The sequence below is a fragment of the Candidatus Eremiobacteraceae bacterium genome (genome assembly GCA_035710745.1).
GTDB lineage: Bacteria > Vulcanimicrobiota > Vulcanimicrobiia > Eremiobacterales > Eremiobacteraceae > JANWLL01.
In genome coordinates this window covers 64,751-81,016 of sequence record DASTCX010000013.1, presented here as the reverse complement: position 1 = coordinate 81,016, position 16,266 = coordinate 64,751, and the positions used below count along the sequence as shown (strand labels likewise).

At 66.7% G+C, this 16,266-nt stretch carries 13 protein-coding genes; 11 read left to right on the top strand and 2 right to left on the bottom strand.

Features of this window, described 5'->3' with window-relative positions:
• Nucleotides 1–55 precede the first annotated feature (55 nt).
• From VFO25_04365 to ruvA, 11 genes are all read left to right on the top strand, one after another.
• Nucleotides 56–2,689, top strand: coding sequence for a valine--tRNA ligase (locus tag VFO25_04365; GenBank protein ID HET9342141.1), 2,634 nt, complete (start codon nt 56–58; stop codon nt 2,687–2,689).
• A 191-nt stretch (nt 2,690–2,880) separates the two neighbouring features.
• Complete coding sequence (gene pyrR / locus VFO25_04360) at nt 2,881–3,435, top strand: bifunctional pyr operon transcriptional regulator/uracil phosphoribosyltransferase PyrR (protein ID HET9342140.1); 555 nt, start codon at nt 2,881–2,883, stop codon at nt 3,433–3,435.
• On the top strand, nt 3,432–4,391 hold the full coding sequence (locus VFO25_04355) for an aspartate carbamoyltransferase catalytic subunit (protein ID HET9342139.1): 960 nt from the start codon (nt 3,432–3,434) through the stop codon (nt 4,389–4,391). Before pyrR ends, VFO25_04355 begins: the two co-directional genes overlap by 4 nt.
• A gap of 8 nt (nt 4,392–4,399) precedes the next feature.
• On the top strand, nt 4,400–5,692 hold the full coding sequence (locus VFO25_04350; GenBank protein ID HET9342138.1) for a dihydroorotase: 1,293 nt from the start codon (nt 4,400–4,402) through the stop codon (nt 5,690–5,692).
• Nucleotides 5,689–6,774 carry a glutamine-hydrolyzing carbamoyl-phosphate synthase small subunit gene (gene carA, locus VFO25_04345; GenBank protein HET9342137.1) on the top strand — a complete coding sequence of 362 codons (1,086 nt, stop codon included), beginning with the start codon at nt 5,689–5,691 and terminating at the stop codon, nt 6,772–6,774. Before VFO25_04350 ends, carA begins: the two co-directional genes overlap by 4 nt.
• The gene (gene carB / locus VFO25_04340) at nt 6,771–10,013 is read left to right on the top strand and encodes a carbamoyl-phosphate synthase large subunit (GenBank protein HET9342136.1); all 3,243 of its coding nucleotides are present in this window, start codon (nt 6,771–6,773) and stop codon (nt 10,011–10,013) included. Before carA ends, carB begins: the two co-directional genes overlap by 4 nt.
• A gap of 9 nt (nt 10,014–10,022) precedes the next feature.
• Nucleotides 10,023–11,414: a penicillin-binding protein 2 gene (locus tag VFO25_04335; protein ID HET9342135.1), complete on the top strand. Its 1,392-nt coding sequence runs from the start codon at nt 10,023–10,025 to the stop codon at nt 11,412–11,414.
• A gap of 15 nt (nt 11,415–11,429) precedes the next feature.
• Nucleotides 11,430–13,538, top strand: coding sequence for a Stk1 family PASTA domain-containing Ser/Thr kinase (gene pknB / locus VFO25_04330; GenBank protein HET9342134.1), 2,109 nt, complete (start codon nt 11,430–11,432; stop codon nt 13,536–13,538).
• A gap of 1 nt (nt 13,539) precedes the next feature.
• A complete protein-coding gene (locus tag VFO25_04325; GenBank protein ID HET9342133.1) occupies nt 13,540–14,136 on the top strand; it encodes a hypothetical protein in 597 nt (198 codons plus the stop codon).
• Between the two features lies 1 nt (nt 14,137).
• Nucleotides 14,138–14,617, top strand: coding sequence for a crossover junction endodeoxyribonuclease RuvC (gene ruvC, locus VFO25_04320; GenBank protein ID HET9342132.1), 480 nt, complete (start codon nt 14,138–14,140; stop codon nt 14,615–14,617).
• Nucleotides 14,617–15,237, top strand: coding sequence for a Holliday junction branch migration protein RuvA (gene ruvA, locus VFO25_04315; GenBank protein HET9342131.1), 621 nt, complete (start codon nt 14,617–14,619; stop codon nt 15,235–15,237). The genes ruvC and ruvA overlap by 1 nt, the downstream gene beginning before the upstream one ends.
• Here the strand turns inward: ruvA and VFO25_04310 are convergent.
• Together VFO25_04310 and VFO25_04305 are read right to left on the bottom strand one after the other, a co-directional pair.
• On the bottom strand, nt 15,234–15,788 hold the full coding sequence (locus VFO25_04310) for a hypothetical protein (GenBank protein ID HET9342130.1): 555 nt from the start codon (nt 15,786–15,788) through the stop codon (nt 15,234–15,236). The genes ruvA and VFO25_04310 overlap by 4 nt on opposite strands.
• A 6-nt stretch (nt 15,789–15,794) precedes the next feature.
• Nucleotides 15,795–16,250: a hypothetical protein gene (locus VFO25_04305; protein HET9342129.1), complete on the bottom strand. Its 456-nt coding sequence runs from the start codon at nt 16,248–16,250 to the stop codon at nt 15,795–15,797.
• Between the last annotated feature and the right edge of the window lie 16 nt (nt 16,251–16,266).

Genomic DNA, 16,266 nt, shown 5'->3' with positions numbered 1-16,266 from the left:
GCCTCCGCACCTGTGCGCCGCAGGGTGCGCGCAATCTCGCCCGAACTTCGAGGCCATGACCGAGCTGCGCGAGCCGATGCTCGACAAGTACGACCCGGCCGCGATCGAACGGCGATGGTACCAGACTTGGGAAGCGGAGAAGGCGTTCCACGCCGAGCCGGATCCCGAGCTCAAGCCGTTCGTCATCGCGATGCCGCCGCCGAACATCACCGGACGTGCCCACATGGGCCACGGCTCGACGTACACGCCGCAAGACATCCTCGTCCGCTGGAACCGCATGCGCGGCAGGAACGCCGTCTGGCTGCCGGGTCAAGATCACGCCGCGATCGCGACGCAGAACGTCGTCGAGAAAGAGCTCGCCAAGGAAGGCAAGACGCGGTTCGACCTCGGCCGCGACGCGTTCATCGCACGCGTGTGGGAGTGGCGGCGCGAATACGGCGACGTCCTTTACGAACAGTTCCGCGCGCTCGGCTTCGGGCCCGATTGGGATCGAGACCGCTTCACGATGGACGAAGGCATGAGCCGCGCCGTGCTCAAGGTCTTCGTCGACCTGTACGCCGAGGGGCTGATCTACCGCGGTACGCGCCTCATAAACTGGTGCCCGCGCTGCGCGTCGACCCTATCGGACAGCGAAGTCGAACGGGAGGAGCGTCAAGGCACGCTCTATTTCGTCCGCTACGCCGGCGTCGATGGAGCTCCCGACGCCGTCATCGCGACGACGCGCCCCGAGACGATATTCGCCGACGTCGCGGTCGCGGTCCATCCCGACGACGATCGTTACCGGGCGCTCATCGGCAAGCATGTCATGCGTCCGCTGATGCCGGCGCCGATCCCCGTCATCGCCGACGCGTCGGTCGAGCGCGAATTCGGAACCGGCGCGCTCAAGATCACGCCGGCCCACGATTTCACCGACAACGAGATCGGCGAACGCCACGGCTTGCCGCAACCGTCCGTCATCGGCTTCGACGCGAAGCTCACCGGCGATGTCGAGCCTGAATTCGCCGGGCTCGATCGGTTCGACGCGCGCGAGCTCGCCGTCCGCCGATTGCGCGAACGCGGTCTGCTCGTCCGCGAAGAAGCGCACGCGACGTCGATCGGTATCTGCTATCGCTGCGACACGCCGATCGAGCCGCTCTTGTCGCTGCAGTGGTTCGTCAAGATGAAGCCGCTCGCAGAGCCGGCGCTTTCGGCATCTAGAGAAGGCCGCGTGAAGTTCGTCCCCGAGCGGTACCAGAAGACGTACGAAGATTGGCTCGAGCGGATCCGTGATTGGAACATCTCGCGCCAGATCTGGTGGGGCCACCGGTTGCCGGTCTGGTATTGCGGCCTCGACCACGCGACGGTCGCGCTGTCCGAACCGGAGAAGTGCGCCACGTGCGCCCGTACCGATCTCCGTCGCGATGAAGACACCCTCGACACGTGGTTCTCCTCAGGCCTCTGGCCGTTCTCGATCCTCGGCTGGCCCGAGAAGACGAAAGAGCTCGAGGTCTGGTATCCGACGCAGGTCCTCGTCACCGCGCGCGAGATCATCTTCCTCTGGGTCGCGCGCATGGTCATGCTCGGCATCCATTTCTTGGGCCGCGAGCCGTTCTCGACCGTCCTCATCACGCCGGTCATCCTCGACGAGAACGGCCAGCGCATGAGCAAGTCACGGGGGAATAACCTCGACCCGCTCGATCTCGTGCGCGACTACGGCGCTGACGCGACGCGTTTTGGCATCGTCAACCAGATGCACGCAGGTCAAGACGTGCGTTTTTCCGTCGGGCGCTGCGAAGACGCGCGAAAGTTCTGCAACAAGTTGTGGCAAGCGGTCCGCTTCGCGCTGACGACCTTCCCGGAGCTCGGCGAAGCGCGCGAACCGCTCTCGTGCCCCGACGTCCAACTGACGCTCGCCGACCGCTACATCCTCGACGCGCTCGCACAAACCGTCCAGCGCGTCGACGCCGCATACCGCGACTTCGACTTCTCCGAAGCGTCGGACGCGATCCGCAGCTTCGTCTGGAACGAGGTGTGCGACGTCTACATCGAGATCGCGAAAGACCGCGTACCGACGCGTGCGTGCATCCTCGGCCGCGTGCTGACCGGCGCGCTCCAGCTGCTGCATCCGATCATGCCGTTCATCACCGAAGAGCTCTGGCAGCGGCTGCCGCACGAGGTGCCGCGCATCGGCAAGTCCGCCTGGCCGGACGGCGCTGCTGCCTGGATCGACATAGGCTCTCGCTCCGACATGGCGCAGGTGCTCGGCTTCGTCGACGCGGTGCTCGCGCTGCGCGGCGTTCCAAAACTTCCGTATCGCGAACTCCGAGACGTCTTCGTCGATGGCGCCTCGCCCGAACTCGTCGGCTTGCTGCAACGCGAGTCCGAGATCGTCGAACGCCTCGGCCGCGCGAGCGCTGTCCGCTCGATCGGCGACGGCGAGTTCCCGAAGCCGGAGAGCGCGCTGTCGAGGCGCCTCGGCGCGGCGCAAGTGTTCCTGCCGGTCGACGCGGGGGTCATCGAGCGCGAGCGCACGTCGCTCGACAAGGAGATAGAGAAGACCGAGCGCGAGATCGACGTCATCGAGCGGAAGCTTGCATCCGAAGGTTTCGTGCGTAAGGCGCCGGCCGAGGTCGTCGAGGGCGAACGCCGGCGGCTGGAAGAGTTGAGGCGCACGTTCGAACTCGCTCGCGAACGCCGCGTGACGCTCTAGCGGAATGGCTTTGTAGCGGTCGAGCTTCAGCTCGACCGCAGACACGCTTCCAAGTGAGGCCGTGACGGTCGACCGTAAAGGTCGACCGCTCCAAGCTGCTTACCGCAAGGCCGCGGCGGTCGAGCTAAAGCTCGACCGCTACATGTGTTCCTCACAGGGCCGCGCCGGTGGGGCGACGAAGAACACCGCTCATGGCCACGACGAAAGCGCCCACGCTGCGGGAAAAGCTCGTCGTGTTTTCGTCTGCCGAGCTTCAGCGCACCGTCGAGCGGCTCACGCATCAGATCATCGAGCCGACCGGCGCGACGCGCGACCTCGTCCTCATCGGTATCCGCAAGGGCGGCGAGAACCTCGCGCGCCGCATCCAAGCCGAGATCAAACGCCGGACCGGCGTCACCGTGCAGACCGGCTTCCTCAACATCACCCTCTATCGCGACGACGACGCGCCGCGCGAGATGCCCGAGAGCGATATAACGAGCGACGTGACCGGCAAGGACGTCGTCATCATCGACGACGTGCTCTTCACCGGCCGCACGGTGCGCTCGGCCCTCGACGCGATCACCGACCTCGGGCGGCCGCGTGCCGTCCGGCTGTGCGTCCTCATCGACCGCGGCTTACGCGAGCTGCCCATCCAAGCCGACTACGTCGGCAAATTCGTGCCGACGGCGTCGGACGAAAGGGTGGTCGTCGAACTTCGTCCGGAGCCGGACGACGCAGATCGCGTCGTCATCTGCGAAGCGGCATGACGGCGGATCGCTTGCTCCTCGACCTCGATGACGCGCAACGGCCGCTCATCGAGGCGTTGATAAAGCGTGCGCTCGAGTTCAAGCGCGGCGTCGCCGATGCGTCGCTTCGCCTCAAGGGCAAGATCGTCGTCGGCATGTTCTTCGAAGCGAGCACGCGCACCGCGACGTCGTTCGCCCAAGCGACGCACAAGCTCGGCGGGACGTGGCACGATTTCCACCCCGAGACGTCGTCGCTCGGCAAAGGCGAGACGCTCGAGGATACGATGCGCACGATCCAAGCGATCGGCGCGGACGCGCTCGTCGTCAGGCACTCGGAGAGCGGCTTTCCACACGCGCTCGCGCGACATTTCAGCGCCGCGATCCTCAACGCGGGCGACGGCTGGCACGCGCACCCGACCCAAGGCTTGCTCGACGCGATGACGCTCGTCGAAGAGTTCGGCGCGCTCGACGGCCGCCGTCTCGTCATAAGCGGCGACATCCGCCACAGCCGAGTCGCGCGTTCGAGCGCGCGCGCCGCACATCTCCTCGGAGCGCACGTGACGCTCTGCGCGCCTCCGCTCTTGCTCCCGCCGACCTCGCCGGGCTGGGGCTTCGCCGAGCTGTCGACCGACCTCGACGCCTGTCTCCCGCGCGCCGACGCGGTCATGCTGCTGCGCATCCAAAAGGAGCGCGCCGACGGCGCCGAGCTTCCGCCCGCGGAAGATCTGATCGAAGGCTACGGCATCGATGATGCACGCGTCGGTCGGATGGCGCCTCACGCGATCATCATGCATCCGGGGCCGGTCAATCGCGGCGTCGAGATCTCCGGTGCGCTCATGGATGATCCGCGGAGCCGGATCGAACGCCAGGTGGAGAACGGCGTCTACGTCAGGATGGCGGCGCTCGAACGCTGCCTGCGCGCCGCCGCGAGCGCTCGTCCGCTCCATCCGGCCGACTCGGCGGGGACCGTCCGTTGAAAAGCCGCGTGCCGAATCGCGATTTCGTCGGGGCACGCGTCGTCGATCCGACGCTCGGCCTGGATGCGATCCGCACGATCGCCGTCCGCAACGGCGTGATCGCCGCGATCATCGACGGAGCGCCGGCAGAACCGGATCTCGACGCGGAGCGCGTCGACTGCGCGGGGATGGTGCTCTGCCCCGGCTTCATCGATCCGCACGTCCACCTGCGCCATCCCGGCGATCCGCAAAAAGAGACCCTGGAGACCGGCCTTGCCGCCGCCGCCGCCGGCGGATTCACCGCCGTCGCCGCGATGCCGAACACGAGACCGCCCATCGACCGTGCCTCGTCAGTGTCGCAGCTCATCCGCGCCGCGGACGCGATCGGCGGAGTGCGATGCTATCCGATCGGGAGCGTCACGATCGCGCGCGCGGGAGAATCGATAGCGGCGCTCCGCGGTATGGCGAAAGCGGGAGCGGTCGCGTTTTCCGACGACGGCTCGACGACCGCGTCGCTCAAGGCTTTGTACCACGCGGCAAGGCTCATCGCCGACCTGCCGCAGCCGTTCCTATCGCATTGCGACGACCCGGCATTCGACGGCGCCCTCATGAACGAAGGCGTGATCAGCGATCTGCTCGGCGTCACCGGCACGCCGAACCTTGCGGAAGCCGCGATCGCTGCGCGCGACCTGCTCGTCGCGCGCGTCACAGGCAAGCGCTGGCACCTGTGTCACGTCAGCGCGCGCGAGACGATCGACGTCCTCCGCTGGTCGCGCTCGACGGGCGTCGACGCATCCGGCGAAGCGACGCCGCACCACGTCCGGTGCACCGACGAGCAGCTGCTCGGTTTCGATGCCGCGATGCGCGTCAATCCGCCGCTACGGTCGGCGGCCGACGTCAAGGCGCTCAAGGCAGCGGTCGTCGACGGCACGATCGACATTTTCGCGAGCGATCACGCGCCGCACGCGCCCGATGAGAAAGAACCGCCGCTCTCGCATGCGTGCGTCGGTTTTTCCGGACTCGAGACGGCGGTCGCGGCGATGTTCGACACGTTCCGCGACGTGCCGATCGCGACGCTCGTCGCCAACTTCTCGACCAACGTCGCACGGCTGCTCGGCGTCGACGGCGGCACGCTCGCTCCCGGCTCGCCGGCGGATATCACTGGGCTGCATCTCGACCGACCGTGGACGGTCGACCCCACGCTGTTCGTGTCGAAAGGCCGGGCGACTCCGTTTGCCGGCCAGACCTTCGACGTCAAACCTGCGATGAGCGTCGTCGGCGGCTCCATCGTGTTCGCTTCGCGAAAAGCGGTGAAAGCATGAACCGCCGCGCGGTGCTGCTGCTGGCGGACGGTAGCGCGTTCGAAGGGACCGGCATCGGTCCCGACGGCGCGTCGACCGGCGAGGCGGTGTTCTACACCGGTATGACCGGCTACGAAGAAGCGCTCACCGATCCGTCGTACGCCGGACAGCTGCTCGTCTTCACGTACCCGCTCATCGGCAACTACGGGATCGATCCGGCCGTCGAGCAGCACGATCGCATTTGCGCATCCGGCGGCGTCTTCAAACGCGTCAGCCGTCACCCGAGCCACTGGCGCAGCACGGGTTCGCTGCCGGAGTGGTTCGATGCACAAAGGGTACGCGGAATCGAAGACGTCGACACGCGTTCGCTCGTCATCCGCTTGCGCGAATCGGGGACGATGCGCTCGGTGCTCGCCGTCGGCGACGAGGCCGTCGCACGGGCGAAGGACGTTCTGCGCGAATACGTGGGCGAGCCGTTGGGAACGCCTGAGCTCGTCGAGGGCGTCAGCGTCCGGTCGAAGCTCCAGATCGGCAGGAGCCGGCTGCGCGTTGCGCTGCTCGATTGCGGCGTCAAAGAGAACATCGCGGGGTCACTGGAACGAGCAGGCGCGGAAGTCATCGAACTGCCCTACGATTCGTCGTTCGACGACATCCTCTCAGCCGGGCCGGCGGGCCTCGTCGTTAGCAACGGGCCCGGCGACCCCTCCGAGCTCGGCCGCGTCGTCGACACGCTCAAACGCGCCGTCGACCACGAGAAGCTTCCTATATTCGGCATCTGCCTCGGTCACCAGCTCCTCGCGATCGCGCTCGGCGCGAAGACATATAAGATGAAGTACGGTCACCGTGGTGGCAACCAGCCGGTCCAGCGGTGCGACACCGGCGAGGTGCTCATCACCGCGCACAACCACGGCTACGCCGTCGACGCGGCCTCGCTGCCTCGCGGCGTAGCACAAACGCTCGTCAACCTGAACGACGGCGTCAACGAAGGCTTGCGGCACGAGGAGCTGCCGATCGAGTCCGTGCAGTTCCACCCTGAAGCGTCGCCCGGCCCGGGCGACGCATACGGCCTATTCGCCAAGTTCCTCGCGAGCATCGCGTCATGACGTCCGACGCGCGGCGCTGCGTGCTCGTAGTGGGGTCGGGGCCGATCGTCATCGGCCAGGCGGCGGAGTTCGACTACGCCGGCGTCCAGGCGTGCCGCGCGCTGCGTGAAGAAGGCTGCCGGGTCGTCCTCGTCAATTCGAATCCAGCGACGATCATGACCGATCCGGAGATGGCCGACGCGGTCTATCTCGAGCCGCTCGTGCCGTCGCACGTCGAGGCGATCATCGCGCGCGAGCGGCCGGATGCGATGCTCGCGACGCTCGGCGGTCAGACCGGCCTCAACCTTGCGGTCGCGCTCGCCGAACGCGGCACGCTCGAGCGCTACGGCGTCGAGCTGCTCGGCACGCCGTTGCGGACGATTCGCCTCGCCGAAGACCGCGATCTCTTCAAGAAGGCGATGATCGCGATCGGCGAGCCCGTGCCGGACTCGGTCGTCGTCAACGAGGTCGAACCTGGCCTCGCCTTCGCCGACGAAAAAGGCTTACCGCTCATCGTCCGGCCGGCATACACGCTCGGCGGTACCGGCGGCGGCATCGCCTACGACCGCGAGCAACTGCGCGAATTCCTCGAGAGCGGGCTGCGCGCGAGCATCGCGCGTCAGGTGCTGCTCGAGACATCGCTCCTCGGTTGGAAGGAAGTCGAGTACGAAGTGCTGCGCGACGGCGCCGGCAACTGCATCGTCGTCTGCAACATGGAGAACATCGATCCGGTCGGCGTCCACACCGGCGATTCGATCGTCGTCGCGCCGTCGCAGACGCTCTCCGACCGCGACTACCAGCGCCTGCGATCCGCGTCGATCAACATCATCCGCCACCTCGAGATCCAGGGCGGCTGCAACATCCAGTTCGCGCTCGATCCGCACAGCGACGAATATCGCATCATCGAAGTGAATCCGCGCGTGTCGCGTTCGTCCGCGCTCGCGAGCAAAGCCACCGGCTATCCGATCGCGAAGATCGCGACGAAAGTGGCGCTGGGGCAGCTGCTTCCCGACATCCCGAACCCCGTCACGGGGGTCACGAAAGCCGCCTTCGAGCCGACGCTCGACTACTGCGTCGTCAAGATCCCTCGTTGGCCGTTTGACAAGTTCCCGCTCGGCGACGCGCACCTCGGCAGCCAGATGAAGTCGACCGGCGAGGTCATGGCGATCGGGCGCACGTTCGGACAAGCGCTCATCAAGGCCGTACGCGGGTGCGACATCGGCCGCGACGCGCTCACCGGCCATGCCATCGAGCAGTGGAGCGACGACGAGCTCGACGACGTGCTGCGCCGGCCGACGCACGAACGGCTCTTCGCCGTCGCCGAATGCCTGCGGCGCGGCCGGACTGTCGAAGGCATCTCCGAGCTTACGACCATCGACCCGTTCTGGCTCGAAGAGCTGACCGAACTCGTCAAAACGGAGACCGACTTGCGGTCGGCTGAAGCGAGTGACGAGGCGATCGTACGCGCGAAGCGACAGGGCTACGCCGCGGCGACGATCGCGCGCATGACCAAGCGGCCTCTGGGTCAGGTGAAGGCGGCCGGCGGCGCGACCGCGGCGACGACGTATCGCGTCGTCGACACGGCAGGCGCCGAATTCCCGGCGCGCACGCCGTACTATTACGCGACGGTCGGCGAAGCCGAAGAGCTGCGGAAGACCGGCCGTCGCACGGTCGTCGTCGTCGGCAGCGGACCGATCCGCATCGGTCAGGGCATCGAGTTCGATTACTCGTGCGTCCACGCGGCATGGGCGCTGCACGAAGCGGGCGTCGCATCCGTCGTGCTCAACAACAACCCCGAGACCGTGAGCACCGACTTCGACGTGTCCGACGTCCTCGTGTTCGAGCCGCCCTGCGTCGACGAGGTCGAGCACGCCGTTCGCGCGACGCACGCGGAAGGCGCCCTCCTGTCCTTCGGCGGTCAGACGCCGATCAATCTCGCTCGCGATCTGGAGAAACGCGGAATCAAATCGCTCGGCAGCGGCCAGAAAGCGCTCGCTCTCGCCGAAGACCGGCGCAAGTTCGACGGAGTGCTCTCGTCGCTCGGCGTCGCGCGTCCCCCGGGCAAGACGGCGCTCTCGTTCCGCAAGGCGCGCGAGATCGCGCGCGAGATCGGTTTTCCCGTACTCGTCCGTCCGTCGTACGTGCTCGGCGGCCGTGGCATGGAGATCGTCTACAACGAGGGCCAGCTCGCCGCGTATGCGGAGAGCGCGCCGCCGATCCTACCGCACGCCCCGCTGCTCGTCGACAAATACCTCGCCGGCGTCGAGGTCGAGGTCGACGCGGTCTTCGACGGCGACGACATCATCATCCCTGGGATCTTCGAGCACGTTGAACGCGCCGGCATCCACTCCGGCGATTCGATGGCGGTCTATCCGACCCAGACCATCGGTCCGGAGATGGAGGCCCGCATCGCAGACGTGACGCGCCGCCTCTGCGCCGAGCTCGGCATCAACGGCCTCATCAACGTCCAGTACATCGTGCACGACGGCGAGCTGTTCGTCATCGAGGCGAACCCGCGAGCGAGCCGCACCGTGCCGATCATCGCGAAGCTCACCGGCGTGCCGCTCGTCGCGGCCGCGACTCGGGTCGCGATCGGCGAGAAGCTCCGCGACATGGACCTCGAGCTCGGGCTATTGCCGCGCCCCGACTTCGTCGCGGTTAAGATACCCGTCTTCTCGTTCGCCAAATTGCGGCGCGTCGAGACGATCCTCGGCCCGGAGATGAAGTCGACCGGTGAAGCGCTCGGCATCGACGCGACGTACGCGGGCGCGCTGCTGCGCGGCATGCTCGGCGCGGGCATCAATCCGCCGCCGCCCGGCGGCCGCATCCTGTTCTCCGTCTCCGATGCCGAGAAGTTCTCGTCGCTTTCGATCGCTCGCGCGCTCATCGACATGGACTTCCGCCTCTACGCGACCCCGGGGACCTGGTCGCTGCTCGGCGATCACGGCATCGACGCGACGCGCGTCAACAAGATCGCTGAGGGATCGCCGCACGTCCTCGACCTCATCGGCTCGGGCGGCGTCGATCTCGTCATCAACGACGCGGCGACGACCCCGCAGTCGCAGACGGACGGCTATCGCATCCGGCGGGCGGCGGCGGAAGCGGGCGTCGCGTGCCTGACGTCGCTCGACACGGTCCGGGCGCTGCTCCTCGCGCTCGAGAGCAGATCCGGCGACGGCGAGATCACCGTCCGCTCGCTCCAGGAGTACGTCCGCCCACGCCTCGCGCTCGCGACGCCCGCCGGCGCCCGCAGCCGCTAGGGCACCGCGTTGCGCTCGCGGCTCATCCACGTCGCGATCGGTTTCGTCGTCGCGTTCGTCGTGCTCGCGATCGCCGACGCTCGCGTGCAGATCGCGCAGCGCAGCTTCATCGAAAGCCACGAGGGCGATCCACGCCACAGCGTGTCGATCTCGCAGCGGGGCACGCTCTTCGATTCCTCCGGCGTGCCGCTCGCGAAAAGCCACGGGGACCGTCGCGTCTATAGCGCCGGCAGCGCGCTCGCGCAACTCGTCGGTTATGCCTCGCCCGTCTACGGCGAGTCTGGCTTGGAAGCCGGACTCGACTCTATCGTCTCATCCAAGTCGGCAGGTTCGAGCTCGATCCTCGCGCCGTTCGACTCATCGACGACGACCGGCACGAGTCGTGGCGGCGACGTCGTCCTCACGCTTCGAGGCGATATCGCCGCAGTCGTCGACCGTGCGTTGCCCCAAGACATCCGCGGCGCGGCGGTCGTCTTGGATCCGAGGACCGGCGCGGTGCTCGCGATCGTCAACCGGCCGACCTTCGACCCGAATCGCCTCGAAAAAGATTGGAAGGGCTTGCGAGACCGGTCCGACGCGCCGCTGCTCGACCGCGGCGCCGCCGGTCTCTACCCGCCCGGCTCGACGTTCAAGATGTTCACCGCGAGCGCGGCGCTCGACGCGGGCGCCGTCACGCCCGACGATAATTTCTACGACCCCGGCTACTTCCTCATCGACGGTTTTCGCATCCGCAACGACGAGGATGAGGTGACGGGCACGCAGTCGGTGACCGGCGCGTTCGCGCTCTCGAGCAACGTCGACTTCGCGCAGATCGGCGTCAAGCTCGGCGCGCCGGGCTTCTACGAATACCTGAAACGCTTCGGCGTCGGCGAGCCGCTCGACACGCCCGTCTCCGTCGTCCAAGACAACGTGCCCCCGCAGAACTCGATCATCGATTCCGAGCTCGCGCAGATGTCGTTCGGTCAAGGGAGCCTCGTGGTCACGCCGCTGCGCATGGCGCTGATCGGTTCGACGATCGCCAACGGCGGCGTGCTCGAACCGCCGCAGTTCGTCAAGCAGATCCGCGTTCCGGGCAAGCCGCCGGTCACGATTCCGCCGCCGACAGGGGCGCTCGTCATATCGGCGGAAACCGCAGACGAAGTCCGCACGATGATGATCGCAGCCGTGCGTTACGGCACCGGCACTGCGGCCGCGCTGCCGAACGTCACGGTCGCAGGCAAGACGGGCACCGCGACGCATCTCGGTGGGCCGCCGGACGCGTGGTTCGTATGCTTCGCGCCGGCGGAAGCGCCGCGGCTCGTCGTCGCGGTCGTCGTCGAGAACGCGGGATACGGCGGCGTCGTGTCGGCGCCGATCGCACGCGCCATCCTCGCTGGCGCGCTGCCGCTCTACCCGCGCTGACGGGGTTAGGACTCAGTGCCAGAGACGATCTACAACAACCGCTATCGCCTCGACGCGAAGGTCGGCGAGGGCGGCATGGCGGTCGTCTACCGCGGATACGATCTGCTGCTGCGACGTCAGGTCGCCGTGAAGGTGCTGCGTCCGCAATTCGCCGCCGACGACGAATTCGTCCAGCGCTTCTACCAAGAAGCGCAGGCGGCCGCGAAACTCTCGCATCCGAATATCGTCAACACGTACGATGTCGGCGAAGTCGGCGACTCGCATTACATCGTCCAAGAGTTCGTCGGCGGCGAGACGCTCGCGGCGCTCATCGCGCGCGAGAAGAAGCTGCCCGAATCCGCTGCGATCCGCTATGCGATGGGCATCTGCGCGGCGCTCGGCGCCGCTCACCGCGGCGAGCTCCTCCATCGCGATATCAAGCCGTCGAACGTGCTCATCACGCCGGAAGATACGGTCCGCGTCGCCGATTTCGGTATCGCCCGCGCTGCGAACGCGCAGACGGTGACGAGCCAGGAGAACGTCCTCGCTTCGGTGCCGTACGGCGCGCCGGAGCACCTGACGGGTCAGGCGCTTTGCGAGGCGAGCGACCTCTACAGCGTCGGCGTCGTGCTCTACGAGATGATGACCGGGAAGCGGCCGTACGACGCGGAGACGGCGATGGGCGTCGCTATGGCGCATGTCAACGCGCCGGTGCCCGACCCGGTGGCTGCAGGCGCGACGATCAGCCCGCAGCTGCGCGAGATCATCATGCGGCTGCTCCAGAAATCGCCGAAAGACCGATATCAGACGGCCGGCGAGGTGCTCGTCGCGCTGCGTGCGTGCCTCGGGTTCGGGCCCGACGGCGACCAGCACGGCGGTTCGCGCAACGGCGAGACCGATACGGCCGTCATAAGGCGCAAGAAAGCGGCAGCCGACGCGCGGCGGCGCTGGTTCGCATCCCTCGACGAATCATCGCCGTCGGTGTGGAACTCGCGTCGTGCGATCATGCTCGCGAGCACGATCGTGGCGCTCATCATCGTCATCGTCATAGCGATCGCGATGCGGCAGAACATCGTCGCCGGTCCGCGCGTGCCCGATCTCACGGGCAAGACGACCGCGGACGCCGTTGCGGCGCTCCATGCAGCCGGCTTCGACGACGTCGTCGTCAAGTCGCGGGTCGACGCGCAAACGGCGGCAGGCCTCGTGTCCGGTACGGAACCGGCGGCGGGTTCGGCCGTCGCCTCGGGCACCGCCGTTATCCTTTATATGAGTGCGGGCCCGCCGACGCAGGGTTTGTCGAGCGTCATAGGGCGCGACGTCAAAGGCGCGATCGCCTTCCTTTCGCAAAAAGGCTACGTCGTCAAGCTCGGTCCGGCCGTCCACAGCGCGAACGTTCCGAAAGGACTCGTCGCGAAGACGAACCCCTCTCCCGGTGCGAAGCTGCCCATCCACGGAACTGTCGTGCTCTACCCAAGCGGCGGCCCGTTCGCGGTCTCCGTGCCGAACCTCGTCAACTTGAGCGACTCCGACGCGCGCAAGCTCGTCACGAAGGCCGGGCTCACGCTCAAAGTGAGCCAGGTGATACCAAACGTCAACATCCCGCCGCAGACGATCATGGACCAGGATCCGAGCGGCGGTTCCCAAGCGCCGCCGGGATCGGTCATCACCGTCGAGGAGAGCGGCGGACCGAATTCCATCACGGTTCCGAACGTCGTCGGCGGTTCGGTCGACGACGCGCGCGGCACGCTCCAGCAGGCGGGGCTCACCGTCGGTTCCGTCGCCCAAGTCGAAGATGCGACGACGACTCCCGGAACGGTCGTGAGCCAGAATCCGCAAGCGGGCTCGCAGACGGGAGCCGGCACTGCCGTCGACCTGTACGTCGCGGTGTCGCCGGCTGCGCCCAGTGCGGCTCCGAGCGCAGCCCCGACCGCGAACGCGCTGCCGCCGATCCCCAACCTCGTCGGCATGACGCTCGAAGACGCGACCGCGGCGTTGACGAAGATCGGTTACACGGTCGGACACGTGACCGTTCTCACCGGCAGCCCGCCGAACGCAAAGGTCGTCAGCACCGAACCGGAGCCGGGCGCCACGACTCCGCCGGGATCGACGTCGGTCGATATCGTCCTCGGTCCGGCGCCGCACTGACATGTGGGAAGCGCTCACCGCGATCGGCACGATCGGTTCCGCGATCGTCATAACCGTCACCGTCCTATTGAGCGCGCGCCAGGTGCGCGCAACGGTTGATCAGCTCGAGCAGGTGCGCAAAGCCACGCAGTTCGACGCGGCGCGGACCGTGTTGCTCGACATGGTCGATCCAGCGTTCGTGACGGCCTATCGATTCGTGTATCTGGACCTTGAAAAGCACATGGCGGACGACTCGTTTAGGCGCGAACTCGCCAACGTCGGTACGGCCGACGAGAAGGTCCACAAGGAGCTCGTCGTCATGCGGACGCTCGATCGCATCGGCGCGTACGTGAAGTACGGCCTCGTCGACGGTGATATCATCTACTCGACGTACTACGGCAGGATCGTCGTCTGCTTCGAGCGGCTGCGTGAGGTCATGGCCGTCCACCGCGACATCGCCGGAAGAAGCATGTACGCGAACCTCGAATTCCTCTACGATGACTGCGGCCGCTGGCTGGCTGCGAACGGGATCGCCATCGACCTGCCGGCCGTCATGGAGCGCGTCGCCGCGTATCAGGCGAGGTATCCGGCACCGCCGATTCCGAGCGGAGCCGACTGACGTGCGCGTCCTCGGCGTCGATCCAAGCCTCCACATCACCGGCTACGGCGTCGTCGAACGCAACGGCTCGGGATTGAGGCTTATCGAAGGCGGCACGATCACGCCGGGAAAAAGTTCGGGATTGTCGGAGCGTCTCGCGGAGCTGCAACGCGGCATCGAAGACGTCATCTCGACGTTCCGGCCTGACGTCATGATCGTCGAAGAGGTCTTCGCGCGGACGGCGTACCCGCGCACGGCGATCCTTATGGCGCACGCACGAGGCGCGCTCGTGTGCGCCGCAGCGGTCGCTGGTCTGCCGGTCTACGATTACGCCGCGACCGCGGTGAAACGCGCGCTCGTCGGCCGCGGCGGCGCGACGAAAGACCAGGTTGCGGCGATGGTCGTCCAGGCGCTGAAGTTGCGCAAACCGCCGGCGCCGGCGGACGTCACGGACGCGCTCGCGCTGGCGATCGCGTACTTGCGAAGGACGAACGGACGCTGATGTTCTCGCGCATCGAAGGCAAACTCGCGGAGCTGACGGAGGAAGCGGCGCTCATCGACGCCGGCGGTCTGAGCTATGAGATCATGCTGCCCGCGTGCGTGCGCGAGAAGGTCGCGAATGTCCGGCCCGGGGGCCCGATAAAACTCGAAGTGTTCTCATACATGCAGATCGACGGCAACCGCGGCTCGGCGATGTACGTCGGGTTCACCAACGCGATCGAGCGCGAGTTCTTCGAAGCGCTACTCACCGTCGCGAGCGTCGGGCCGAAGACGGCAGCTCGAGCGTTTTCGAAACCGATGGCCGAGATCGCGCGCTATATCGACGCCGGCGACACGGCGAGCTTGCGGCGTCTGCCCGGCATCGGCGAGCAGAAGGCGAAAGACATCGTCGCCAAGCTGCAAGGCAAGGTCGCGCGCTTCGGTCTCATCCGCGGCGAGCCGGAGAAGAAGAAGGAGCCGGCGCCCGATTTCGTCGCCGAAGCGATCGACGTGCTTCTGCAGCTCCAATACAAGCCGCAAGAGGCGGAAAGGATGGCGCGCGAAGCGCTCGGCAGCAACGGCAAGGTGACGACGGCGGAAGAGCTGCTCACCGAGATCTACCGCAGGCAGCAGAAACCCTAGATCGCCCCTGGCGGGAGCCGTCGAAAGCGCGTATCGAATGTCGCGGCTGGCGGCGCTGGCTCGTCGGATTCTTCGAGCCGTCTCCTGAGACGATGCTGGAAGTCCAGGTTGCGTACGATATCCTCATTTGCGCGCCCTTGTCGTATCGCACGGATCGCATCGAACGTCCACCAACATACAAGCGCGTGGAATGGGAGCTGGAGGCTGGCGAACAAGCCCGAGAACGGATCAGGGTTGGGCATGAAGAGAAATGCCGCATCGACCGTCACAAAGACGATGGCGAGTACGGCCGCCCATATCACGCGCCTGTGTACGCCGAACGACAACGCGAAGAACGCAGCAACCGCGCCGTACTTCAGTGGCGCGGCTATCGCACTCGCTCGGACCAGTTCCATCTGGACGGCATACGTGACGATTCCCGAGCCGAGAAGCATAGTCGGAAACGTACCCATGCGATATCCGACGCTAAGGAAGACAGCCGACGCCAACCCGAAGGCGCCCAGCACGAATAGCGAGAGCGTGGCCCAGTTCGACCGTTCCGATAGCGCCATGGCTCGTCAGGGGGACGGCGGCGGAGCTGGTCCGTCGGCCGTGGGATTCGCGTGCGGCATGACCATCGTGCGGCTCTCGACCGGCATGCGGTTGATCGCGATGGAGGCCTGCGCTCCGAGGAACAGCACGTAGAGCACGAACGCGTGGAAGGCTGCGGCGATCCAATCCTGCGCGACTAAGAAGATCACGCCGTCGAGCGCGTAGAGCACCATGCCGAGGATGAACGCCCATGTGTGGCGGCGCGACGCGAGGAAGCCGAGGATCGCGAAACCGCCGATGACGCAAACGTCGATGACGATCGCTGCCGTCGGTCCGAACGCCGGCGCGGCCTCGACCGCACCCGAGCCGAGGACGAACTCGTAGTTCGACTTGGCCGCGAATACGTTGACGACCGACAGGCCGGCGATCCAATAAAACCAATTAGCCGAGCGTGCTAATCGCTGCTCCAGCACCGGGTTCATGGCGGGTGGTTCGCTG

What these genes read in the sequence shown, in the direction of transcription:
- VFO25_04365 (HET9342141.1), top strand. Translation starts at nt 56, where the DNA reads ATGACCGAGCTGCGCGAGCCGATGCTCGACAAGTACGACCCGGCCGCG.
- pyrR (HET9342140.1), top strand. Translation starts at nt 2,881, where the DNA reads ATGGCCACGACGAAAGCGCCCACGCTGCGGGAAAAGCTCGTCGTGTTT.
- VFO25_04355 (HET9342139.1), top strand. Translation starts at nt 3,432, where the DNA reads ATGACGGCGGATCGCTTGCTCCTCGACCTCGATGACGCGCAACGGCCG.
- carA (HET9342137.1), top strand. Translation starts at nt 5,689, where the DNA reads ATGAACCGCCGCGCGGTGCTGCTGCTGGCGGACGGTAGCGCGTTCGAA.
- carB (HET9342136.1), top strand. Translation starts at nt 6,771, where the DNA reads ATGACGTCCGACGCGCGGCGCTGCGTGCTCGTAGTGGGGTCGGGGCCG.
- VFO25_04325 (HET9342133.1), top strand. Translation starts at nt 13,540, where the DNA reads ATGTGGGAAGCGCTCACCGCGATCGGCACGATCGGTTCCGCGATCGTC.
- ruvA (HET9342131.1), top strand. Translation starts at nt 14,617, where the DNA reads ATGTTCTCGCGCATCGAAGGCAAACTCGCGGAGCTGACGGAGGAAGCG.
- VFO25_04310 (HET9342130.1), bottom strand. Translation starts at nt 15,788, where the DNA reads ATGGCGCTATCGGAACGGTCGAACTGGGCCACGCTCTCGCTATTCGTG.
- VFO25_04305 (HET9342129.1), bottom strand. Translation starts at nt 16,250, where the DNA reads ATGAACCCGGTGCTGGAGCAGCGATTAGCACGCTCGGCTAATTGGTTT.